This window comes from Pseudomonas solani, from assembly GCF_026072635.1.
Classification (GTDB): domain Bacteria; phylum Pseudomonadota; class Gammaproteobacteria; order Pseudomonadales; family Pseudomonadaceae; genus Metapseudomonas; species Metapseudomonas solani.
Genome location: NZ_AP023081.1, coordinates 2,726,460 through 2,749,695 on the forward strand (window position 1 = coordinate 2,726,460; position 23,236 = coordinate 2,749,695).

A 23,236-nucleotide genomic window follows, 5' to 3' on the forward strand; every position below is an offset into this window, starting at 1 on the left:
TGCGCCGAATCATTGGCGTCATTTTTTTGTAAGCGCAGCGGCAACCCCGTTTCGCTGGGGGCGGGCAGGGGCTTCGAGGGCATCCGATGAACGGTCGCCGGGCGTCTGCCGCTGCGCTGACAGGCTGCGTCGCATAGTGTCACCGGCGGTAGAATGTCGGCTTTCTTTCTGCCGCTTCGATCTGCCATGAACCCGCTTCGCTACATCCAGTCCTACCCCGCCCATTTGCAGGACCAGGTGCGCCTGATGGTCGAGCAGCGCCGCCTGGGCGAGTACCTCGCCAAGCGCTACCCGGAGCGGCATGAGGTGCAGAGCGACAAGGCGCTCTACGGCTACACCAATGCCCTGCGCCAGGAGCACCTGCGCAACGCGCCGGCCATCGACAAGGTGATCTACGACAACAAGCTGGATATCGTGCAGAAGGCCCTCGGGCTGCACACCGCGATCTCCCGCGTGCAGGGCGGCAAGCTCAAGGCGAAGAAGGAGATCCGCGTGGCCTCGTTGTTCAAGGAGGCGGCGCCTGAGTTCCTGCGGATGATCGTGGTGCACGAGCTGGCGCACCTGCGCGAGCGCGACCACAACAAGGCCTTCTACCAGCTGTGTGAACACATGCTGCCGGGTTACCACCAGCTGGAGTTCGATCTGCGGCTCTACCTGATCTGGCGCGAGCTGGGCGAGGGGAATTGAGAGAGTAAGGAGGGAGGGGGTCATGCCCAACCCCAGCTGTGGAGGGCTGCAGGATAAGCGCAGTCCTGAGGCGGGCATGACGGGACCGACTATAGCCCGGCTCCAGGGTGCATCTGTAGGCGGTGTCCCAAAGGCCCTGGCGAATGCTCCGGTCGGCCCTCCGCAGCCCCGCTTTGCCGGCTCACCTGGCGCAGAAAAAGCCTGCTAGGCTCAAGCCCCATTCCTGTCGTCGAGTATTCGCGGGCATGAGCCGCTACCTACGGATGCTGTGTCCAGTGCTGCTGTGCCTGGTGGTCGTGCCGTTCGCGTCGGCCCGCGAATGGCTGGCCGTGGGAGCCGAGTTCCCGCGCCTGTTCGGGCAGACCCTGGATGGCCGTTTCATCGGCCTCGGCCCTGATGTCCTGCGCGAGGTGGCGCAGCGCATGGGCGACTCGGTGCGCTTCGAGGTCTACCCCTGGGCGCGGGCGCAGAAGATGGTGGCGCAGGGGCGCGCGGACATCCTGATCGGCCCCTACCGCACGCCGGAGCGCGAGCAGCATTTCCTCTTCAGCCAGCACGCCTTCTATCGCGATCGCATCGTGTTCTATGCCCGTGATGGCGTGGATGTCGATTGGAAGGGGGACTACGCCACGCTGGCTGGTCGGCGTGTCGGCATCATCCGTGGCTGGACCTACGGCCCCCACTTCGACGAAGGCCGCGAGGCGATGGACCTGCACAGCATCGAGAGCGTCGACAACGCCCTGCGCATGCTGGTGCTGGGGCGCATCGACCTGCTGGCCAGCAACGAGCGCAACACCCGACCGCGCATCGAAGCCCTGGAGCGCGGCACCGTGCACCAGTTGCTCCCGATCATCGACATCCAGGATGGCTACTTCGCCTTCCCCAGGACCGAGGACCACGCGGCCTTGCGTGCCGATTTCGACCGCGCCTTCGCCAGCCTGATCAGCGACGGCCGGCTGGATGAGATGGCGACCCGGCACGGCGTCACCATCCCCTGAGGCGGTTCAGGGGTGGGTGCGGATGAACTGCTCGTCGATATCGCGTTTCAGGCGTTGCACCAGGTGCAGCGCCTCGGCCTTGCCGCAGGTGGCGGAAAACGGGATGCCGGCGGTCTCGAGGATGGTCTTGCGGGTGCGTTGGTCGTAGATCAGCACGTGCAGGCTGCGGTCGCTGTCCATGTGGCCGGAAAAGCCAAGGGGAAGTAGCTGCGTGCGCATGAAGTTCAGGGTCTTGGACAGTCGTTCGGTTTCCACGGAAGGGCCTCTGCGCATCGGAATGGGGAGCGGGATGGTGTTCACCACTAGAGTGGAGCCTGGCGGCCCGGGTTCGGTTCCCCGCGCCCGCATGTCGCTCGTCGGCAGAGCGTCGCGGCACTGTTTGCCGACCTTGGCGATGGCTACACTGGCACAAGGCCATGTGGGGACTGTCGTGAGTACTGAAGAGTCGGGTTATTCGATCTATAGGCGTCTGGTTTCACAGTTGATGAGCGGTGAAGAGCAGCTCCCCAGCCTCCCCATGATCACCCTGGAAATTCGCCGCGTGCTGGCAAATCCGGATGCCAGCACCGCTACCCTGGCGCGGGTCATCAACAAGGACCCCGCCCTCAGCGCCACCCTGGTCAAGCACGCGGCGAGCACGCGCCTGCGCACCGCGCCGCCGCCCAAGACCCTGGATGATGTGATCCGCACCCTTGGCATGTTGGAGGTGGACCGCATCACCATGGTCCACAGCATCAAGAGCCTGTTCACCCTGCACAGCGCCGCGCACAAGAAGCTCTTCGTCGACACCTGGGGCCGCCTGGCCCGGCGCGGCAGCATCAGCGCCGTGCTGGCGCGGCTGATCGGCCACGCCTCGTCCGACCATGTGCTGCTGGCCAGCGTGCTCAGCGACATCGGCGCCCTGGCCATCCTCTCGGCGTTCAAGGATGCCCAGCAGATCCCATCCCCCGAGCTCTACACCCGCCTGTGCCGGGAATACGGCAAATCCCTCGGGGTGATCGTGCTGAAGAAATGGTCGGTGGATGAAAGCTACATCTCCGTGGTGCGCAACCTGGGCGCCTGGGACGAGTCCTCAGGCCCGGGCGTCGAACTGGCCGACCTGATCAACCTTGGCCTGTTCCACGCCCTGCGTGATGCCGGCCCTACCGCTCTGCTGCCACCGCTGGTGGATCTTGTCGCCTATCGTAAGTTGCAGGCCCCCTGAATGCCCTGGACCCCAGCGGCAATGGCCTGGCCCTCGTGGCCAGCCAGCGCGCCGAGATCCAGCGGGTGGAGTCGCTGCTTCAGTAGTCGCACCGTTCTGGTGCAATGCCTTCCCGTCGCAGGGCCGCTGCGGGGTTCTGCTGGCCGGAGTGCCTCGCCATGCGTCGTGCAGCACCCCGGGGTGCTGCCGGCGACAAAGGGGTAACCCCCAGGTTCGGCTTTTGCATGGGGCTTGTTTTCGGCCCCCTGGCCGATCCGGGTCCAATGAGGTGTCGTCATGACAGCATTACTCACGCCGGGCGTGCGTCTGCTCGAAGGGTTCAGCTTCGCGCGGAAATTCCAGCTGCTCTTCCTTTTGTTCATCCTGCCCCTGGGCTATGCCCTGTGGGTGATCACCACCTCCTACCTGGACCGCCTCGGCCTGGTGGAGGGCGAGCTCAGTGGCATGCGGGTGATCGCCACGCTGGCCGATGCCCAGCATGAGGTCGGCACCCAGCGTCTGCTGCTGGCCCGCTGGAAGGGCACCGAGGATGCCGCCAAGTCCCTGCTCGAGCAGCGCAGCGGCCGCCTGCAGGAAGCCCTGGCCAAGGTCGATGCACAGCTGAAGACGGAGCAGCTCGGCGAGCAGAGCCGCAAGCTGTTCGAGGAAGCCCGTTCGCGCAGCGAGCGCATCAGCTTCCAGGCCCTGGCGCCGCTGGCGCTGCCGGATGCACTAGAGCGTTTCCAGGACGTACTGCAGAGCCTGCAATCCTTGCGTGAGCAGGTGGCCACCGAGACCGGGCTGATCCTCGACCCGGGCATGGACACCTATCTGATGATGGAGCAGCTCACCTACGTGCAGCCGCGCGCCCAGGAGCTGCTCGGCAGTTTCGCCGCCAACGCCCATGGCGCGGTGGTGTCGCAGCACTTCACCCTGCAGAGCCGGGTCGCCGTGCGTGACCTGCGCCGCTCCCTCGATGACACGTCGCGGCAACTGCGCAAGGCCCAGGACGCCATCGCCCAGGCATCCGACGTCAACGCCGCGCTGGATGCCCCGTTCCGCCAGGCCGACCAGGCCATGAACGACTTCCTCGCCCGGGTCGACAAGGGCATGTTCGAGGCCAACCCCTTCACCCTCGGCACCGCCGAGTTCATCCAGCAGGTGGAGCGCCTCGACGGCCAACTGGTGGCCCTGCAACAGGCGCTGACCGAGCGCTTCCAGGCGCGCCTCGGCGACTTCCGTACCCAGGCGCTGCGCAGCATGGTCCAGGTGATCGGCGGCTTCAGCCTGCTCACCCTGCTGGCCCTGTACATGCTGCTGTGCCTCAACGCGGCCATCCGCCGGGGTACCGCCGCCATCACCGAAGCCGCCGAAGGCCTGCGTGCCGGTGACCTGCGCGTGGCCGCCACCGTGCATGGCAGCGACGACCTGGCGCAGATCGCCGAAGCCCTCAACGCCGCGCTGGCGCAGCTGCGCAGTTCGCTGGAGGGCGTGAACCTCGAGAGCGGCCAACTGGGTGGCACCGTGCAGCAACTCAATGCCCAGGCCCAGGACACCCTTACCTCGGTGGAGCAGCAGCAGGGCCAGGTCAGCCAGATCGCCGCCGCCGCGCACCAGTTGGCGGCCACCGCCCAGAGCGTGGCCGAAAGCTGCGAGGGCGCCGCCCAGGATGCCCAGCAGACCCGCGAAATCGCCATGCAGAGCAACCAGCGCAGCGCCCGCACCGGGGCCAGCATGCGTGAGCTGAGCACGCGCCTGGGGGACACCGTCTCCTCGTTGCAGCAACTGCGCGACCAGGCCCAGCAGATCAACCGCGTGGTGGATGTGATCAAGGGCATCGCCGAGCAGACCAACCTGCTGGCGCTCAACGCCGCCATCGAAGCCGCGCGCGCGGGCGAGCAGGGCCGTGGTTTTGCCGTGGTCGCCGACGAGGTGCGCAGCCTGTCCCAGCGCACCCAGGACTCGACCAAGGAAATCGGCGACACCGTCGCCAGCCTGCAAGGGGTGGTCGGCCAGGCCGTGGCGTTGATGGAGGCCGCGTTCAAGCAGGCCGAGGGTGATGTGGGCAGTGTGCTGAGCATGGGCGACGACCTCTCCGGCATCGCCGATGCGGTACAGCGGGTCAGTGATCGCCTGGCGCAGATCGCCACCGCCGCCGAAGAACAGGCCGCCACGGCGGACGAGGTCAGCGGCAATATCCAGCAGGTGGACCAGGCTGCCAGCCTGTTGCTGCATGGTGCCCAGTCGGTGCAGGCCGCCGCCGAGCAACTGCATCGCGGCAGCCAGGCGCTGAACCAGAACACCGCGCGCTTCCGCCTGTCCTGATCGCCGGACAACCGGCCGCCTGCGGGCGGCCGGCCTTCCTTACAGCTTCCAGAACGGCTTCAGCGCCTCTTCCAGGGCCTGTTCGCGGGTCAGCCCGATATCGCGCAGCGCCTGCTCGTCCAGGTCCAGCAGCGCCTTGCGGGTGTGCAGACGGCGCCAGAAGCGATACCAGCGGCCGTCTTCGGCGAAGCTGGCATTGGCGCGGGCGCACAGGTGCTCCAGCTCCAGTTCTTTCCCGTGGAGGCTCAGCCGCGTATCGCTCAGGCCGTTCATGTCGTTCTCCTCATGCTGGGGTGCGGGTGTATGGAGAACATGATGAATGGGCGACGAAAAGCATTACAGATTCACGGTGCTGATATTTTTTTCATACAGATTGCGCGGCTTTGCGTCTGAATCCACAATTTACCCGTTATCTGTACCGGTCTGTGCGCAACCCGCCCTGCGCAAGGGGAACTGTCATGAAGCTCTACACCCAGCTCGCCGAAACCCTCGCCGAGCGCATCGAGCAGGGCTACTACCGCCCGGGCGACCGCCTGCCCTCGGTGCGCGCCCTGAGCCAGGAGCACGGCGTCAGCCTCAGCACCGTGCAGCAGGCCTATCGCCTGCTGGAGGACGGCGGCCTGGCCGTGCCACGGCCGAAGTCCGGCTACTTCGTACCGCCCCGCCGCGAGGCCCCGGCGCTGCCGGCCATGACCCGCGCGGCGCAGCGCCCGGTGGACGTGTCGCAGTGGAGCGACGTGCTGGAGCTGGTCAAGCGCGGCGCCCGCGACGGCCTGGTGCAACTGGGCCGGGGCATGCCCGACGTCTCCAGCCCCACCTTGCGGCCGCTGCTGCGCAGCCTCGCGCAGGTCGCCCGGCGCCCGGACCTGGGGGGCCTCTACTACGACGCCATCCAGGGCTCGCTGCCGCTGCGCGAGCAGGTTTCGCGGCTGCTGGTGGATGCGGGCTGCCAGATTCCCGCTAGCGACCTGATCATCACCACCGGCTGCCACGAGGCGCTGTCCGCCTCCATCCGCGCCATCTGCCAGCCGGGGGACATAGTCGCGGTGGACTCGCCAAGCTTCCACGGCGCCATGCAGGCGCTGAAGGGCTTCGGCATGAAGGCCCTGGAACTGCCCACCGACCCGATCAACGGCATCAGCCTGGAGGCGCTGGAAATGGCCCTGGAGCAGTGGCCGATCAAGCTCATCCAGCTCACCCCCAACTGCAACAACCCCCTGGGCTACATCATGCCGGAGGCCCGCAAGCGCGCCCTGCTGACCCTGGCCCAGCGCTACGACGTGGCGATCATCGAAGACGACGTCTACGGCGACCTGGCCTACCGCTACCCGCGTCCGCGCACCATCAAGTCCTTCGACGAGGACGGCCGCGTGCTGCTGTGCAGTTCCTTCTCCAAGACCGTGGCGCCCGGCATCCGCATCGGCTGGATCGCCCCCGGCCGCTATTTCGACCGGCTGCTGCACATGAAGTACATCTCCACCGGCGCCACCGCCACCCAGCCGCAGATCGCCCTGGCCGAATTCCTCGCCAGCGGCGCCTACGAGCCCCATGTGCGGCGCATGCGCAGCCAGTACCAGAACGGCCGCGACCAGATGATCGACTGGGTGATGAAGTACTTCCCCGAAGGCACCCGCGCCAGCCGGCCCCAGGGCGGCTTCATGCTCTGGGTGGAGCTGGACGAGGGCTTCGACACCCTGCGGCTGAACCGCGCCCTGCTCGACAAGGGCGTACAGATCGCCTCCGGCAGCCTGTTCTCCGCCTCCGGCAAATACCGCAGCTGCCTGCGCATGAACTACTCGCGCAAGCCCGATGCCGAGCAGGAAGCCGCCGTGCGCAAGGTGGGCGAGACGGTGAAGGCGTTGATGGAGGAGACGACCGTGGAAGCGAATTCATTCGCGATGCTTTGAACTCGGCGGCCTTCGGCTACCCATAGACCGGCGTTTTCCTGGGCGCGCTCGCGCAGCCATGTCTTTCCCCGTTGATTAGAGTCCCAGCTTTCCATGGAAGGAGGGCTGGCCAGTGGGCAGTCGCGACCTGCGCAAAGGGCGCGTTTCCGAACTCGGCAGGGTTTATCTCATCACCGCGACTACGGCCGAGCGGCGCCCGCTCTTCGCCGATTTCATGCACGCTCGGTTATTGGTGGGTGAACTGAGGCGCCTGGAACACGGCAACTTGGCACAGTCACTGGCCTGGGTGGTGATGCCCGATCATTTCCACTGGCTGATGCGGCTCAGCGGGCCAATGCCTTTGTCATCGGTGGTCAAGGCACTGAGGGGCCGCACCGCAAGGCGCCTGGGCCTGTCGCTGGACGCTGGAGGGAAGGTCTGGCAGCCAGGGTTCCATGACCGGGCGCTGAGGCGCGAGGATGAATTGCTGCCGATTGCGCGCTATGTGGTCGCCAACCCGCTGAGGGCGGGGCTGGTGCGGCGCCTTGGTGATTACCCGCATTGGGACGCGGTGTGGCTGTGAGCGGGTGGCAGTCCTGCGGCCTGCTTCGCGAATGAATTCGCTCCCACGGGGCACCGTGCTTTTCTGTGGGAGCGAATTCATTCGCGATTGTCCGAGCGCAGGGTTCCTTGGGCGGCAGGGGCCCTCACTCCACCTTCTTCCCACTCGCCAGGTGCGCCGCCAGGGTGCGCAGGGCGCCGAGCTGGCGGCAGATCAGGCCGAGTTCGGTCTGTACCAGGCGGGCGCGTTCGTCCATGTCCTCGGGCAGTTGCTCCAGCTCCTTGGCCAGGGCTTCTTCCGGGTCGCTGTGGATGGTCACCGGCTTGCGCGCGGCGAGGTCGGTGGCGATTTCTTCCAGGGCGGTGGCGATGCGCTCGGCGGCGTCGCCCAGCAGGTTGCCTTCCAGGGCCATGGGCTCGCTGGAGCGGTGGGCGCCGAGGGCGGAGAGGTAGCTGAGCAGGGTGTGGGAGAGCACCAGGAAGCGGAAGCCGATGTCCGCTTCCTTACGGAAATGCCCCGGCTCCATGAGCATGTTGGCCAGGGTCGTGGACAGCGCCGCGTCGGCGTTGTGGGCGTTACGCCGGGCCAGGCGGTAGGCCAGGTCGTCGCGCTTGCCGCCGCTGTACTGCTGCACCAGTTGGCGCAGGTAGCGGGCGTTGCAGGCCAGGGTGTTGGCGACCACACGGTGCAGGCCGCGGCCCTGCCAGTCGGGGAGGATGAAGATCACCGCCAGGGCGGCGATCAGGCTTCCCAGCAGGGTGTCCACCAGGCGCGGTACGAACAGGCCGTAGCTGTCGCCGATCTGGTTGAAGCAGAACAGCACCATCAGGGTGATCGCCGCCGTCGCCAGGGTGTAGCGCGTGGCGCGGTTGGCGAAGAAGATCACCCCGGCCACCACCGCGAACAGCGATTGCACCAGGGCGCTGGGGAACAGGTCGAACAGCGCCCAGCCCAGGGCCAGGCCGATGACGGTGCCGATGATCCGCTGCACCAGCTTGCGCCGGGTGGCGCCGAAGTTGGGCTGGCAGACGAATACGGTGGTGAGCAGGATCCAGTAGCCCTGGCTGGGGTGGATCAGGTGCAGCACGCCGTAGCCGGTGGACAGGGCGATGGCCATGCGCAGGGCGTGGCGGAACACCAGGGAGGTGGGGGTGAAGTTCTGCTTGAGGCGCTCCCAGACGTCCTTCAGGCCCTTGGGCGATCGGTCCAGCAGGCTGCTGTCCTGGGCTTCGGCGAGGGCGTCGGGGTTGCTGGCGTCGGTCAGCAGGCGGTCGAGGGTGGAGAGGTTGCCGGCCAGGGCGTTGAGCGAGCGCAGCAGGCCGCGCCAGGCCGGGTTGCTCTGGATGCGCAGGTGCTCCAGGGAACGGTGCAGGTCGTCCAGGGCCTGGGTGCCGTCGTTGTAGTCGAAGGGCTGGCGCATCTGGATGGCCTGGCCCAGGGCCTGGCAGGCACCGCCCTGCTGGCGCAGCAGGCGCTGGCAGCGGAACAGCACGTCGCTGTGGAAGAAGGCCTCGGCCAGCTGGTTGTAGGGATAGTGCGAGGAGCTGGCGCGTTCGTGGATGTCCTGGGCGAGGAAGTACAGCTTCAGGTAGCGGCTCACCTTGGGGCCGGGGCGGCCATTGCCGACCCGGTGCAGGATGATCTCCTTGGCCGCGTTCAGCGCCGCCACCACCTTGCCGTTCTGCTGCGCCAGTTCCAGGCGCTTGGCTTCCACATCCAGCTCGCGCAGCGGCTCGAAGAGGTTGGCCTTGAGCTTGAGGTAGCGCCCCAGCTCGCGGTACAGCCGGGCCAGGCTCTGCTGCACCGGCTGGTGGGTGAACAGCGCCTGCCAGATCACCGAGAGCAACCCGTACCAGGCCGCGCCGCCCACCAGCAGCGCCGGTTCACGCCACAGGTCATGGCCGATGCCGTCACGCTGGTCGACGCCGATCATGCTGTAGATCGACAGGATCAGCGTCGCAGAGGCGATGGTGGCGTAGCGCTCGCCCAGGGCGCCGAGCATGGTCAGGCCGAAGGCCGCCAGCGCCAGGGCAGAGACGAACAGCCAGGGGTAGGGGAACAGCAGCTCCACCGAGAAGGAGGCGACGCTGAAGCAGCCCAGGGTCACCAGCAGGGCGTTGAGGCGGCCCTGCCAGCTGTCATCGGTTTCGGCCAGGGCGCTGGCGATGATGCCGAGGAACAGCGGGATCAGCAGGTCCATGCGGTCCTGCTGCCAGCAGAGCGCCATGCTCCCGGTCAGGGCGACGAACACCCGCAGGCTGTAGCTGAACTTGTCCTGGGCCCAGAGACGGCGCAGGGAATGACGGAGCGAGGTCGATGACATGGCGGCCTTGTGGGCGTGCGTTCCAGGGGCTCGGCCCGCGCGGGTGTGCGGGGGCCGATCGGCAAGAGGTTACCGTTTGGATGCCGCCCGGGCGAGGCGGGTTACACCCGCTGGCGGGAATGCACAGGTGCTGCCGCCCTCAGGTATGCCCCGGGCTCAGACGAACTGCGCGGCGGCGTGCGCCGAGGCCCAGGCCCACTGGAAGTTGAAACCGCCGAGGTGGCCGGTGATGTCCAGCACTTCGCCGATGAAGTACAGCCCGGGGGACTTCTGCGATTCCATGGTCTTGGACGACACCTCGTGGGTGCTGACCCCGCCCAGGGTGACTTCGGCGGTGCGGTAGCCCTCGGTGCCCGATGGCGTGAGCTGCCAGTCGGTGAGGGCTTCGGCGATGGCCTGCAACTCGGCCAGGCTGTACTGCTTCATCGGCCGCGAGGCGAACCATCGCTCCGCCAGCAGGGTGGCGAACTTGCGGGTGAAGAGTTCACCCAGCAGGGTCTTCAGCTCGGCATTGGGGCGTTCGCCCTGCTGCTGCACCAGCCAGGCGGGCACGTCGAGATGGGGCAGCAGGTTGATCGAGATCGCCTCGCCGGGGTTCCAGTAGGAGGAGATCTGCAGGATGGCGGGGCCACTGAGGCCGCGGTGGGTGAACAGGATGTTCTCGCGGAAGCTGGCGCCGTTGCAGCTCACCAGGGCGTCCACCGAGGTGCCGGAGAGTTCGGTGCACATCGCCTTGAGCTGGTCGGTGATGGTGAAGGGCACCAGGCCGGCGCGGGTCGGCAGCACTTCGTGGCCGAACTGGCGGGCCACCTGGTAGCCGAAGCCGGTGGCGCCCAGGGTGGGGATCGACAGGCCGCCGGTGGCGATCACCAGGGATTGGCAGCGCACCGGGCCGATGGCGGTCTGCAGCGCGTAGCCGGCCTCGTCGCGGGCGATGGCGCTGACGGCGGTGTCCAGGCGCAGGTCGACGCCGTGCTCGTCGCACTCGGCCAGGAGCATGGCGAGGATGTCGCTGGCCTTGTGGTCGCAGAACAGCTGGCCGAGCTTCTTCTCGTGGTAGGCGACACCGTGCTTGTTGACCAGCTCGAGGAAGTCCCACTGGGTGTAGCGGGCCAGGGCCGACTTGCAGAAGTGGGCGTTGGCGGAGAGGAAGTTGGCCGGCTCGGTGTAGAGGTTGGTGAAGTTGCAGCGGCCGCCGCCGGACATGAGGATCTTCTTGCCGGCCTTGTTCGCGTGATCGAGCAGCAGCACCTTGCGACCGCGCGCGGCGGCCTTGGAGGCGCACAACAGACCGGCGGCGCCGGCCCCGATAATCACCACATCAGTCACGAACAAGAAACCACCCTCAGAAGTCGAATCGGCCAAGGCGCGCGCCGGTGGCGAAGTCTACCCTATGGAGGTGCCGCGACCAGCGCTCTCCGCTGGCTGGCAAGGGAAATGCGTGCAGTCCGGTGATTCCGACCGTCCCAGCCCCAGTGGAAGCCATGGATGAAAAAGACCTGCAGTTGTTTGCTGTTGCTCGTTCTGCTTTGCACGGGGGCTGCACGCGCCGAGCACCTGCGGCTGGTGGCCAACACCTGGCCGCCGTTCACCGACGCCAACCTGCCCCAGGGTGGCCTGGCGGTGGACCTGGTGGTGACAGCGCTGCAGCGCGCCGGGCACACCTCCGAGTATGTGGAGGTGCCCTGGGCGCGGGCACTGCGCGGGCTGGAGGTGGGCGACTACGACGTGGTGGTCAACGCCTGGTACGACCAGGCTCGCGCTGTCTACGGCCTGTATTCGAAGCCCTACCTGGTCAACCGTGTGCGCTTCCTCCGTCATCGCGGCGCGAAGGTGAATTTCGAGACCCTGGCCGACCTGCGCCCCTACAGCATCGCCGTGGTGCGGGGCTATGCCTACTCCGCCGAGTTCGACCATGACCCGACCCTGGACCGGGTGCCGGTGATGGGCTTCGAGATGGGCGCGCGCATGCTCGCCGCCGGGCGCGTGCAACTGACCCTGGAGGACGAACTGGTGGCGCGCTATCACCTCAACCGCGAGCTGAAGGAGCTCAAGGGCCAGCTGGAGTTCCTGCCGCGACCGCTCAGCGAGAACAACCTGGCGATCCTGGTGCGGCGCAGCCACCCGATGCATCGCCAGGTGGTGGAGGACTTCGACCGGGCGATGCAGGCGATGCGCGACGACGGGACCTACCAGCGCATCTTCGAGCGCCACGGCTTCTAGCGGTTGGCGATGGTCCGCCCGCGGCCTTCGTGCTTGGCCTGGTAGAGGCGCTGGTCGGCTTCGTGGAGCAGGCTTTCCAGGTCTTCCGGCGGCCCCTGGTAGATGCCGGCGCTGAATGACAGCGGCGGTGCATCGGCGGCGTACTTGAGGCGGGCGCAGTTGCGTCGCAGCTGGTCGAGGGTGGCCTTGAGGGTGGTCGCGTCGCTCTTGCTGACCACGGCGAACTCTTCACCGCCGAGGCGGCCCAGCAGGGCGTCGGGCAGGGCGTGGGCCAGCACCCGGGAGAACATCACCAGGGCGGTGTCGCCGCTGGCGTGGCCGAACTTGTCGTTGATCAGCTTGAAGAAGTCGAGGTCGAGCATTGCCACGCTCAGCTCCTGGCCGGCGCGCTGGGCCTGCTGGAACAGCTGCAGGCCCTGTTCGTAGAAGGCGCGGCGGTTGTAGAGGTTGGTCAGCGAGTCGAACAGCGCCGCCTGCTTCAGTGCGCGCATCAGGTCGCGGCGCTCCAGGGTCGACATCACCCGGCAATTGAGTTCCTCGGTGCAGAAGGGCTTGCGCAGGAAGTCGTCGGCGCCGTGCTTGATGAACATGGCGCTGAGCGAGCCTTTCTGGTCTGCCGAGAGGCCGAGGATGATCAGCTCGGTGCGGTGCAGCTTCTGTCGCAGCATCTTCACCAGGTCGAAGCCGCTGATGCCGGGCATGCCGTGGTCCACCAGCAGCAGGTCGATGTCCGGCTGCTCCTGGAGAATGTGCAGGGCTTCGTCGCCGTCGCGGGCCTCGATGATCTGGTAGAGGTGCGGGGTGAGCACCCGGCGTACGAAGTTGCGGGTGGCCTCGGAGTCCTCGGCGACGAGGATCTTCACCCCGCAGTTGCGCACCAGGCGGTGCAGCAGGCGGAAGACGTATTCGTAGGAGTGCTGGCTTTCCTTGAGCACGTAGTCGACCACGCCCTTGAGCAGGAGCTCGTCGCGGCGCTGCTCCTTGTAGGAGCCGGAGAGGACGACGCAGGGCAGTTCGTAGCGCAGCACCAGGTCGACGATCTCGCCGTCGGGCGCATCCGGCAGGTTGAGGTCGACGATGGTGGCGAAGAACAAGGCGGCGGAGGTTTCCAGCAGCACCTCGGCCTCGGCGCAGGAGGCGCAGAACACGGGCTGCAGGTCCGGCTCCTGGCGGAACAGGTGTTCGAGGATCTTGAGGACCAGCGGGCTGTCTTCGACGACCAGAATATTGCGCACGACCTACTCCATTGATGCGTGGCGGGGGCCTCCCGCCAGCGCTGTCATACAGGGCGAACCTTTCCGGGGCGTTACTAGAGGGCGCGCACCTTGAACGAGCGGCCCTTGATCTTGCCGTCACTCAGGCGTTTCAAGGCCTGTTTGACGATGTTCCTGTCCACGGCCACGAAAGCCTGGAAATCGAAGATGGCTATCTTGCCAACCTGTGCACCCGGAATGCCAGCTTCACCTGTCAGCGCGCCGAGGATGTCGCCCGGGCGCACCTTCTCTTTGCGTCCACCGTTGATACACAGCGTAGCCATTGGCGGCAGCAGCGGGTCACGGTTCTTCAAGACCAGTTCATCCAGGCGCTGCCAGTTCAGCGGGGCCTTCTGCAGGTCCTCGATGGCCTGGGCGCGGCTGGCTTCGGCGGGCGCCACCAGGCTCAGGGCCAGGCCCTTCTCGCCGGCCCGGCCACTGCGGCCGACACGGTGCACGTGGATTTCCGGGTCGCGGGACAGCTCGACGTTGATCACCGCTTCCAGGCCGGCGATGTCCAGGCCGCGTGCGGCAACGTCGGTGGCCACCAGCACGCTGCAGCTGCGGTTGGCGAACATGGTCAGCACCTGGTCGCGGTCGCGTTGTTCGAGCTCGCCGTGCAGGGTCTGTGCCGAGATGCGGTTGGCCTGCAGGTGTTCCACCAGCTCCTGGCACTGCTGGCGGGTGTGGCAGAAGGCGACGCTGGACTGCGGGCGATGGTGCAGCAGCAGGTGGACCACCGTGTCCATGCGCTGGTTGGGGTCGATCTCGTAGAAGCGCTGCTCGATCTGGCTGTCGTCGTGCAGGGCCTCGACCTTCACCTGCTGCGGGTTGCGCAGGAAGCGCCCGGCCAGTTCGGCGATGCCCTTGGGGTAGGTGGCGGAGAACAGCAGGGTCTGCCGCTTGGCCGGGGTCTGCTCGATGATGTCGGCGATGCTGTCGTAGAAGCCCATGTCGAGCATGCGGTCGGCTTCGTCCAGCACCAGGGTGTTGAGGCCGTCGAGCTTCAGGGTGCCCTTGCGCAGGTGCTCCTGGATGCGCCCCGGGGTGCCGACGATGATGTGCGCGCCGTGCTCCAGGGAGCCGATCTGCGGGCCGAAGGGCACGCCGCCACAGAGGGTCAGCACCTTGATGTTGTCGGCGGCACGGGCCAGGCGGCGGATTTCCTTGGCCACCTGGTCGGCCAGCTCGCGGGTCGGGCACAGCACCAGGGCCTGGCAGCCGAAGAAGCGCGGGTTGAGCGGGTCGAGCAGGCCGATGCCGAAGGCGGCGGTCTTGCCGCTGCCGGTCTTGGCCTGGGCGATCAGGTCCTGGCCCTTGAGGATCACCGGCAGGCCCAGGGCCTGGATGGGCGTCATCTCGTGGTAGCCGAGGGCGTCGAGGTTGGCCAGCATGGCGGCGGACAGGGGCAGGGCGGAAAAGGCGTTGGTGGTCACGGGCGGGGCCTGGCAATCGGATAGGCGCGCAGTTTAGCAGGATGGCGCCGGGCCACCTTGCCGTCCCGGTGTCGCAGCGCCTTATCAGTGGCCGATATCGTCGGGTACCCGACGCACGGCGCGACCGCTGTCCGGCGGCAGCTGGAAGAAGATCGCCGCCGCCAGCAAGGTGAGGGTGCCGACGCACAGGTAGGTGGCCTGGAAGGCCGCCAGCACCGAGGGCGCATCGGGCTTGCCGAAGCCGCCCAGCAGCGCCGCGGCCACCGCCACGCCGAGGCTCATGGACAGCTGCATCACCACCGAGAGCAGGCTGTTGCCGCTGCTGGCCTGGTGGTCGTCGAGGTCGAGCAGGGTGACGGTGTTCATGGCGGTGAACTGCATGGAGTTGACCGCGCCCAGGGCGGCCAGGTGCAGGAGCAGCAGCGGGTAGGGCGTGTCGGCGTCGATCAGCGCCAGGCTGGCGATCATGCCGCCGAGCAGCAGGGTGTTGCCCAGCAACAGGCGGCGGTAGCCGAGGCGGTCGAGCAGTGGCTTGGCCAGGGGCTTGGCGATCATCGCCGAGAGCGCCAGGGGGATCATGGTCATCCCCGCCTGGGCCGGCGGAAAGCCCAGCGCCACCTGCAGCAACAGGGGCGTGAGGAAGGGCAGGGCGCCGCTGCCCAGGCGCGAGAAGAGGTTGCCGAGGATGCCGGCGGCGAAGGTGCGGGTGCGGAACAGCGAGGGGGCGAACAGCGGCTGTTCCACCTGCACCGCGTGCAGCCAGTAGGCGGCCAGGCAGGCGAGGCCGCCGAGCAGCAGGAGCATCACCCGCACATGGGGCAGGTGCAGTTCGCCCAGGCCCTCCAGGGCAATGGTGATCAGCACCATGGCGGTGCCGAACAGCAGGAAACCGTAGACGTCCAGGCGCACCGGGCCGCTGGAGCGCAGGTCGGGCATGAAGCGCCAGGCGGCCCAGCCGCCGATCAGGCCGACGGGCAGGTTGATGAGGAAGATCCAGTGCCAGGTGGCGTATTCCACCAGCCAGCCGCCGAGGGTGGGGCCGATCAGCGGGCCGAACAGGCCGGGCAGGGTGATGAAGCTCATGATCCGCACCAGCTCGGTACGTGGGTAGGCGCGCAGCACCACCAGGCGCCCCACCGGCATCATCAGCGCACCGCCCAGGCCTTGCACCACGCGGGCGGCGACCAGCTGCGGCAAGGTGGCGGAGAGGGCGCAGAACAACGAGCCCAGGCTGAACAGGACGATGGCGCCGAAGAATATCCGGCGGGTGCCGAAGCGGTCGGCGATCCAGCCCGAGGCGGGAATCAACAGGGCCACCGTGAGCATGTAGGCGATGATCACCGACTGCATGCGCAGCGGGTCTTCGGCCAGGTCGCGGGCCATGGCTGGCAGGGCGGTGTTGAGGATGGTGCCGTCCAGGGCCTGCATGAAGAAGGCGACGGCCACCAGCCAGGGCAGCAGGCGGGCGGTGCGAGCGTCGAGGCTGGGCAGATCGGCCATGGGATTCCTTGGGCGTGCGACCTTGCGGACTTTAGGCGCCGCCGGCCGGGCTGTCATCCCGCCGCGAGCGGCGACGGCTGCTAGGCTTGGTTCACTCCCCCCTCGCGTTTGCTGCAGAATGGCCCCTATGCGGATCTGCTGTGCGCTGCTGCTTTCCCTGTTGGTCCTGGCGCCCTGCCATGGGGCGCAGTGGTTCCCGGTACCGGTGATCGCCGACGGGCAGGCCCGCGACTATGTCCCCCTCGACCATGCCAGCCGGCCCTGGCGCATCTGCACCCTGCTGCCCCATGGCATCGACCGCTATTGGTGGGGCGTCGCCTGGGGGCTGGACGAGGAAGCCCGGCGCCAGGGCGTGCAGCTGGGCATCTACGAAGCCGGCGGCTACCAGTTCCCGGCCATGCAGCGCGCCCAGCTGGCCCGCTGCATCCAGCTCGGTGCCGACGTCTTCGTCATCGGCGCCATCGAGGCCCGTGGCCTGTGCCACGAGATCAAGCAGTTGAAAAGAAACGGCACGCCGGTGATCGACCTGGTGAACGGCATCGACTGCGATGGCGTGACCGCGCACGCGCGGGTGGATTTCGCCGATATGGCGCGGGAGGCCCTGGGCTACATCGGTGAGAGGGCGGGGGGCGGGCCGATCAACCTCGGCTGGCTGCCGGGCCCCAGGGACGCGGGCTGGGTGCTGGACGCCGAGCGCGGCTTGCGCACGGCCATGGACGGCACGTCGGTGCGCCTGGCCGATGGCGGCTACGGGCCGGTGGACCGCTCGACCCAGGCGGCGCTGGTGCGCGGGCTGCTGGGGCGTGAGTCACGCCTGGACTACCTGCTGGCCAATGCCGAAGCGGCCGCCTTCGCCGCGCAACTGGTCAAGGGGTCGCCGTCGCGCTTCCAGACCCAGGTGGTCTCGCTGTATGCCACCGAGCGGGTGGTGGAGGACATTCGACAGGGGCTGGTGCTGGCGGCACCGACGGATTCGCCGGTGATCCAGGCGCGCATTGCCATCGACCTGGCGGTGCGGGCGCTGGAGGGCAAGGGTGAGGCGCGCTGGGTCAGCCCGCGCATCCAGATGCTGGACCGGCAAAGCCTGGAGCATTTCGATATCAGCCGGCTGATGCCGCCGGGTGGGCACTGGATGATCCGTCAGGAGCTGCCGGAGTAGGGCGGGGCGCCCGGGCCGGAGCCCGGGTTGCGGGAATGAAGGGGCGGTACTGGCCGCCCCTGGGGTTCAGCCGGCCTTGCGCTGCGGCTGGGTGCGTACCGGGGCGTCGCCGGCGACGTAGTAGCTGGCGGTGCTGCGGGGCAGCGGCTGGCGGCCACGGATCCGGTCGGCGATCTTCTCGGCGATCATGATGGTGGTGGCGTTGAGGTTGCCGGTGATGATCTCCGGCATGATCGACGCATCCACCACGCGCAGCCCTTGCATGCCGTGCACGCGGCCCTGGCCGTCGACCACCGCCATCTCGTCGCTGCCCATCTTGCAGGAGCAGGAAGGGTGGAACGCGGTTTCGGCGTGGTTGCGGATGAAGTCGTCCAACTCGGCGTCGGTCTGCACCTGGGCACCGGGGCTCAGTTCGCGGCCGCGGTACTTGTCCAGGGCCGGCTGCGCCATGATCTCGCGGGTGATGCGGATGCCGTCGCGGAACTCCTGCCAGTCCTGCTCGGACGCCATGTAGTTGAACAGGATGCTCGGGTGCTCGCGCGGGTCGCGGGACTTGAGGCGGATGCGGCCGCGGCTCGGCGAGCGCATGGAGCCCATGTGCGCCTGGAAGCCGTGCTCCTGCACGCCCTTGCTGCCGTTGTAGTTAATCGCCACCGGCAGGAAGTGGTACTGGATGTTGGGCCAGGCGAATTCGGGGCGGGTGCGGATGAAGCCGCCGGCCTCGAACTGGTTGCTGGCGCCCAGGCCTTTGCCGCGGAACAGCCAGTTGGCGCCGATGGCGGGCTGGTTCCACCACTTGGTGGCCGGGTAGATGGACACCGGCTCCTTGCAGGCGTACTGCAGGTAAAGCTCGAGGTGGTCCTGCAGGTTCTCGCCGACGCCGGGCAGGTCGTGCACCAGGGGGATGTCGAACTCGCGCAGCAGGGCGCTCGGGCCGACGCCGGAGCGCTGGAGGATCTGCGGCGAGGCGATGGCGCCGGCGCACAGCAGTACTTCGCGGCGGGCGTTGATGGTGATCGGCTCGTTGCCGTCGCCGTGCAGGTAGGCGACGCCACTGGCGCGCTTGCCGGTGAAGAGGATGCGGTCGGTGGTGGCGTGGGTGACGATGGTCAGGTTGGGCCGGCCACGGGCCTGGTCCAGATAACCGCGACCGGTGGCGGCGCGGCGGCCTTCCGGGGTCACGGTGCGGTCCATCGGGCCGAAGCCTTCCTGCTGGTAGCCGTTGAGGTCGTCGGTGGCCGGGTAGCCGGCCTGCACGCCGGCCTCGACCATGGCGTGGAACAGCGGGTTGTTGCCGGCCTTGGGCGTGGTGACGCTCACCGGGCCGTCGCCGCCGTGGTAGTCGTTGGGGCCGATGTCGCGGGTCTCGGCCTTGCGGAAGTAGGGCAGGCAGTCGAGGTAGGTCCAGTCTTCCAGGCCGGGCGCCTTGGCCCAGTTGTCGAAGTCCAGGGCGTTGCCGCGGATGTAGCACATGCCGTTGATCAGCGAGGAGCCGCCCAGGCCCTTGCCGCGCCCGCATTCCATGCGGCGGTTGTTCATGTGCGGCTCGGGGTCGGTCTCGTAGGCCCAGTTGTAGCGGCGGCCCTGCAGCGGGTAGGCGAGGGCGGCGGGCATCTGGGTGCGGAAGTCCAGGCGGTAGTCGGGGCCACCGGCTTCCAGCAGCAGGACGCTGGTGTTGGCGTCCTCGGTGAGGCGGGTGGCCAGCACGTTACCGGCGGAGCCGGCACCGATGATGATGTAGTCGAATTCTTGAGACATGAGGCTCTCTCTTTAAATGGCTGGGGGGCTGGAAGCCAGGGCTCAGGGCTCCTGGCTTCCCGCTTCGGGCTGCCGTTTAGAAGACGGAGAAGTAGTCGCCGAGCTCGACCTGCACCGACTTGATGCGGGTGTAGTGGGCGAGGGTGGTGAGGCCGTTCTCGCGGCCCACGCCGGACTGCTTGTAGCCGCCGACGGGCATCTCGGCGGGCGACTCGCCCCAGGTGTTGATCCAGCAGATGCCGGCCTCCAGCTTGTGGATCACGCGGTGGGCGCGGGCCAGGTCGCGGGTGACGATGCCGGCGGCCAGGCCGTAGTCGGTGTCGTTGGCGCGGCGGATGGCTTCTTCCTCGGTGTCGTAGACGAGGATGCTCATCACCGGGCCGAAGATTTCCTCGCGGACGATGGTCATCTCGTCCGTGCAGTCGGTGAACACGGTCGGGGCCACGTAGGCGCCCTTGGCGTAGTCGCCGTCGGTGACGCGTTCGCCGCCGATCAGCAGGCGCGCGCCTTCCTTGCGGCCGGACTCGATGTAGCCGAGCACGCTCTCCATGTGCGGGAAGCTGGTGAGTGGGCCGAAGTTGGTGTTCTCGTCCTGCGGGCTGCCCAGGCGGATGCGCTTGACGCGCTCGACCACCTTGGCCTCGAAGCGCGCCTGCAGTACGCGCGGGATGAACACGCGGGTGCCGTTGGTGCAGACCTGGCCGGAGCTGAAGAAGTTGGCCATGACGGCGATGTCGGCGGCGCGATCGAGGTCGGCGTCCTCGAAGATGATCAGCGGCGATTTGCCGCCCAGCTCCATGGTCACTTCCTTGAGGGAGGAGCTGGAGGCGCTGGCCATCACCTTCTTGCCGGTGGCGGTGCCGCCGGTGAAGGAGATCTTCTCGATCTGCGGGTGCTCGGTCAGCCACTGGCCAACTTCGCGACCGCTGCCGGTGAGAACGTTGAACACGCCGTCCGGCACGCCGGCTTCGGTGTAGATCTCGGCCAGCTTGAGGGCGGTCAGCGGGGTCACTTCGCTGGGCTTGAAGATCATCGCGTTGCCGGCGGCCAGGGCCGGGGCGGATTTCCACATGGCGATCTGGATCGGGTAGTTCCAGGCGCCGATGCCGGCGACCACGCCCAGGGGTTCGCGGCGGGTGTAGACGAAGCTGGTTTCGCGCAGGGGGATCTGCTCGCCCTCGATGGCGGGCACCAGGCCGGCGTAGTACTCGATCACGTCGGCGCCGGTGACGATGTCCACGGCGCGGGTCTCGGCCAGGGGCTTGCCGGTGTCCAGGGTCTCCAGGGCGGCCAGCTCGTCGTTGCGCTCGCGGAGGATCTCCACGGCACGGCGCAGGATGCGCGAACGCTGCATGGCGGTCATCGCCGCCCACACCTTCTGCCCTTCGATGGCGCTGGCGACGGCGCGCTCGACGTCTTCCTTGCCGGCGCGCTGGACGTTGGCGAGGACCTCACCGTTGGCCGGGTTGATGCTCTCGAAGGTGGCACCGCTGGTGGAGTCGACGTAGCGACCGCCGATGTAGAGCTTCTGGTCTTCGAATCGGGCCATGGGGTTCGTCCTCTCAGGTCTCGTTTGCGCAAGGCGGGCCGCGCTCGGGCGGGCCCTTTGTCGGAATCCCGGGCACGGCGAAGGTGCCCGGAAGCGTGAAAACGAGCCTACTTTATTTTTATTGAACGTTCAAACAACAAAGAATAAGCTGCGCTCCATGAACGGGGCTGCGGCAGTTCGCCGCACCTCTTCAGGCCGCATTGCAGAGGCTTCGCCGGGTTACATGAGCGGGTCGGCAGGGCGGCGCGGGTCTGTCGTTGCGCCGTCAGGCGCGTGCTTTCACTGCCCTGGAGCTCTTCTCCACATGAGTACCGCTTCCCTTGCGCTGCATCCCGAGTCGCGTGCGCGGCTCAACCCCGTGGTGTTCTTCGGTTCCACCGCGTTGATCCTGATCCTCACCGTCGCCCTGATCCTCTTCCCCGAGGGGGCCGGGCTCTGGCTGAACAAGGCGCAGAGCTGGCTCTCGCGCAGCTTTGGCTGGTACTACATGCTGGCCATCGGGGCCTACCTGTTCTTCGTGCTCTACGTGGCCTTCTCCCGCTATGGCAACCTGCGCCTGGGCGCGGACGGCGACCGGCCGGACTTCAGCTACGGCGCCTGGGCGGGGATGCTGTTCTCCTCGGGCATCGGCATCTCGCTGCTGTATTTCGCCGCCTCCGAGCCCATCGACCACCTGTACAACCCGCCGGAAGGCGAGGCGGGCACCGAGCACGCGGCGCGCCAGGCGTTGCAGCTGACCTTCCTCCACTGGGGCGTGCACGGCTGGGCCATCTACGCGCTGGTGGGCCTTGCCGTGGGCTACTTCGCCTACCGCCACAAGCAGCCGCTGGCGCTGCGCTCGGCGCTCTACCCGCTGTTTGGCGAGCGTCTGATGAAGGGCTCGGTGGGCAACGCGGTGGATTGCTTCGGCATCTTCGTCACCCTGCTGGGCCTGGTGACCAACCTCGGCATCGGCTCGCTGCAGGTCTCCTCGGGCCTGGAGTACCTGTTCGGCTATCCCCACAGCCAGGGCGCGCTGCTGACGGTGATCCTGGTGATGAGCGCGGTGGCGACCCTGGCCGCGGTGTCGGGGATCGAGAAAGGCATCCGCCGCCTGTCGAACCTCAACATCATCCTGTTCAGCGGCCTGCTGCTGTTCGTGCTGCTGGCCGGCGACACCCTGCACCTGCTCAACGGCCTGGTGCAGAACCTCGGCGACTACCTCAACGGCCTGGTGCTGAAGACCTTCGACCTCTACGTCTACACCGGCCAGTCCGGCAAGAGCGAGGCGTGGATGGGCCTGTGGACCCTGTTCTACTGGGCCTGGTGGATTTCCTGGGCGCCCTTCGTCGGCATGTTTATCGCCCGCATCTCCCGCGGCCGCACGGTGCGCGAGCTGGTCTGCGGCGTGCTGCTGATCCCTCTGGGCTTCACCCTGGCGTGGCTGTCGATCTTCGGCAACAGCGCCCTGGACCTGGTGATGGACCAGAACGCGGCCGAGCTGGGCAAGGCGGCGCTGGAGCAGCCGGCGATGTCCATCTACCTGCTGCTGGAGCACTACCCCTGGGCCAAGGCGGTGATCGGCCTGTCGATCTGCGTGGGCTTCGTGCTGTTCCTGACCCCGGCGGATTCCGGCTCGGTGATGCTCGCCAACCTGTCGCGCAAGGGGGGCGAGCTGGACGAGGACGCGCCCAACTGGCTGCGCATCTTCTGGTCGGTGCTGATCACCCTGGTGACCATCGGCCTGCTATTCGCCGGCAACTTCACCGCCATGCAGACGGTGGTGGTGCTGGCCGGCCTGCCGTTCTCGGTGGTGCTGCTGCTCTACATGTTCGCCCTGCTCAAGGCCATGCGCACCGACTTGGAGGCGCAGGAGATGAACCGGCACTCACCGGTGATCGCGCCCGGCCCCGTCTGACCGGCCCGCAATGAGCAACGCCCCAGGGGAAACCCCGGGGCGTTTTCGTTTATGGCGGATGGCTCCGTCCGTAGGGCGGGTGAAACCCGCGAAAGCCCTGTGCCGCCGATGTCGGGTTGCACCCGACCTACCCGCCATGGCCAATGTAGGGGCGATTTCAATGGCTCTGTCTGCGTTAAGTGTTGCTAGAGGATTTGAGTCCAGCTGATTGCCGAGCTCTGGTGATATTTCTGGTTTCGCCCACCCGGGCGAGTCCCTTTTAACAATCGTCGGAATGCCGAACCACTTAAAAGGAACCAAAAGGGCTTGCCCCTGCATACGGGTCTGGCTTCGCCAGACTCCCCTCGCTCCATCATCGTTACTCGCTACGCTCGCCCTTCGGGCCGCACTGAAGTGCGTTCGCCGCAAGCGTCGTCTGGGGCCGGCGCGATGGGCCATCCATGGCCTGGCGCGCCTCTCGCGGCATCCATGTCGCTCAACCCCTTCCACGACGATTC

Annotated in this window: 17 protein-coding genes and 1 pseudogene; 9 read left to right on the plus strand and 9 right to left on the minus strand. The window is 67.4% G+C overall.

All coding sequences use genetic code 11. The annotated features are described in order from the left end of the window. The first annotated feature begins 186 nt into the window (after window positions 1–186). Window positions 187–687, plus strand: a complete 501-nt coding sequence (locus PSm6_RS12340; RefSeq protein ID WP_021222604.1) for a YgjP-like metallopeptidase domain-containing protein — start codon at window positions 187–189, stop codon at window positions 685–687. Window positions 688–932: 245 nt separating this feature from the next. Then, window positions 933–1,685: a substrate-binding periplasmic protein gene (locus tag PSm6_RS12345; RefSeq protein ID WP_051241951.1), complete on the plus strand. Its 753-nt coding sequence runs from the start codon at window positions 933–935 to the stop codon at window positions 1,683–1,685. 6 nt (window positions 1,686–1,691) lie between these two features. Here the strand turns inward: PSm6_RS12345 and PSm6_RS12350 are convergent, their stop codons facing one another. Continuing rightward, window positions 1,692–1,940: a DUF1652 domain-containing protein gene (locus tag PSm6_RS12350; protein WP_021222602.1), complete on the minus strand. Its 249-nt coding sequence runs from the start codon at window positions 1,938–1,940 to the stop codon at window positions 1,692–1,694. Window positions 1,941–2,202: 262 nt separating this feature from the next. On the opposite strand from PSm6_RS12350, the gene PSm6_RS12355 reads away from it, so the two are divergent. After that, a complete protein-coding gene (locus PSm6_RS12355) occupies window positions 2,203–2,889 on the plus strand; it encodes an HDOD domain-containing protein (RefSeq protein WP_265170304.1) in 687 nt (228 codons plus the stop codon). Window positions 2,890–4,653: 1,764 nt separating this feature from the next. Further along, window positions 4,654–5,193, plus strand: a pseudogene (locus PSm6_RS30485) (methyl-accepting chemotaxis protein); the annotation flags it as partial. A gap of 39 nt (window positions 5,194–5,232) precedes the next feature. On the opposite strand, the gene PSm6_RS12365 reads toward PSm6_RS30485, so the two are convergent. Further along, window positions 5,233–5,466 (minus strand): DUF1127 domain-containing protein, encoded by a 234-nt coding sequence (locus tag PSm6_RS12365; RefSeq protein WP_021222599.1) that lies wholly within the window; start codon window positions 5,464–5,466, stop codon window positions 5,233–5,235. Between the two features lie 185 nt (window positions 5,467–5,651). On the opposite strand from PSm6_RS12365, the gene PSm6_RS12370 reads away from it, so the two are divergent. Both PSm6_RS12370 and PSm6_RS12375 read left to right on the plus strand, forming a co-directional pair. Next, window positions 5,652–7,100 (plus strand): aminotransferase-like domain-containing protein, encoded by a 1,449-nt coding sequence (locus PSm6_RS12370; protein WP_021222598.1) that lies wholly within the window; start codon window positions 5,652–5,654, stop codon window positions 7,098–7,100. A 112-nt stretch (window positions 7,101–7,212) separates the two neighbouring features. Continuing rightward, window positions 7,213–7,662, plus strand: a complete 450-nt coding sequence (locus tag PSm6_RS12375; protein WP_021222597.1) for an REP-associated tyrosine transposase — start codon at window positions 7,213–7,215, stop codon at window positions 7,660–7,662. Window positions 7,663–7,786: 124 nt separating this feature from the next. On the opposite strand, the gene yccS is transcribed toward PSm6_RS12375, so the two are convergent. Together yccS and PSm6_RS12385 are read right to left on the minus strand one after the other, a co-directional pair. Next, entirely contained in the window at window positions 7,787–9,964 is a 2,178-nt protein-coding gene (gene yccS / locus PSm6_RS12380) for a YccS family putative transporter (RefSeq protein WP_021222596.1), read from the minus strand. A gap of 156 nt (window positions 9,965–10,120) precedes the next feature. After that, window positions 10,121–11,299, minus strand: a complete 1,179-nt coding sequence (locus tag PSm6_RS12385; RefSeq protein WP_184488450.1) for a BaiN/RdsA family NAD(P)/FAD-dependent oxidoreductase — start codon at window positions 11,297–11,299, stop codon at window positions 10,121–10,123. Window positions 11,300–11,452: 153 nt separating this feature from the next. Between PSm6_RS12385 and PSm6_RS12390 the strand changes: the two genes are divergently transcribed. Then, a complete protein-coding gene (locus PSm6_RS12390) occupies window positions 11,453–12,187 on the plus strand; it encodes a substrate-binding periplasmic protein (RefSeq protein WP_021222594.1) in 735 nt (244 codons plus the stop codon). Here the strand turns inward: PSm6_RS12390 and PSm6_RS12395 are convergent. From PSm6_RS12395 to mdtD, 3 genes are all read right to left on the minus strand, one after another. Further along, a complete protein-coding gene (locus PSm6_RS12395) occupies window positions 12,184–13,422 on the minus strand; it encodes a GGDEF domain-containing response regulator (RefSeq protein ID WP_265170306.1) in 1,239 nt (412 codons plus the stop codon). The genes PSm6_RS12390 and PSm6_RS12395 overlap by 4 nt on opposite strands. Window positions 13,423–13,496: 74 nt before the next feature. Continuing rightward, window positions 13,497–14,876, minus strand: a complete 1,380-nt coding sequence (gene dbpA, locus PSm6_RS12400) for an ATP-dependent RNA helicase DbpA (protein WP_265170307.1) — start codon at window positions 14,874–14,876, stop codon at window positions 13,497–13,499. Window positions 14,877–14,960: 84 nt separating this feature from the next. Next, window positions 14,961–16,376 carry a multidrug transporter subunit MdtD gene (mdtD, locus tag PSm6_RS12405; protein ID WP_265170308.1) on the minus strand — a complete coding sequence of 472 codons (1,416 nt, stop codon included), beginning with the start codon at window positions 16,374–16,376 and terminating at the stop codon, window positions 14,961–14,963. Window positions 16,377–16,503: 127 nt separating this feature from the next. Between mdtD and torT the strand changes: the two genes are divergently transcribed. Further along, window positions 16,504–17,535: a TMAO reductase system periplasmic protein TorT gene (gene torT / locus PSm6_RS12410; RefSeq protein ID WP_265170309.1), complete on the plus strand. Its 1,032-nt coding sequence runs from the start codon at window positions 16,504–16,506 to the stop codon at window positions 17,533–17,535. A 66-nt stretch (window positions 17,536–17,601) separates the two neighbouring features. Here torT and betA read toward each other — a convergent pair whose 3' ends face one another. Together betA and betB are read right to left on the minus strand one after the other, a co-directional pair. Next, on the minus strand, window positions 17,602–19,293 hold the full coding sequence (gene betA / locus PSm6_RS12415) for a choline dehydrogenase (protein ID WP_265170310.1): 1,692 nt from the start codon (window positions 19,291–19,293) through the stop codon (window positions 17,602–17,604). A 76-nt stretch (window positions 19,294–19,369) separates the two neighbouring features. Beyond that, window positions 19,370–20,842, minus strand: coding sequence for a betaine-aldehyde dehydrogenase (gene betB / locus PSm6_RS12420; protein WP_184488456.1), 1,473 nt, complete (start codon window positions 20,840–20,842; stop codon window positions 19,370–19,372). Between the two features lie 361 nt (window positions 20,843–21,203). Between betB and PSm6_RS12425 the strand changes: the two genes are divergently transcribed. Beyond that, window positions 21,204–22,739: a BCCT family transporter gene (locus PSm6_RS12425; protein WP_184488570.1), complete on the plus strand. Its 1,536-nt coding sequence runs from the start codon at window positions 21,204–21,206 to the stop codon at window positions 22,737–22,739. The last annotated feature ends 497 nt before the right edge of the window (window positions 22,740–23,236 follow it).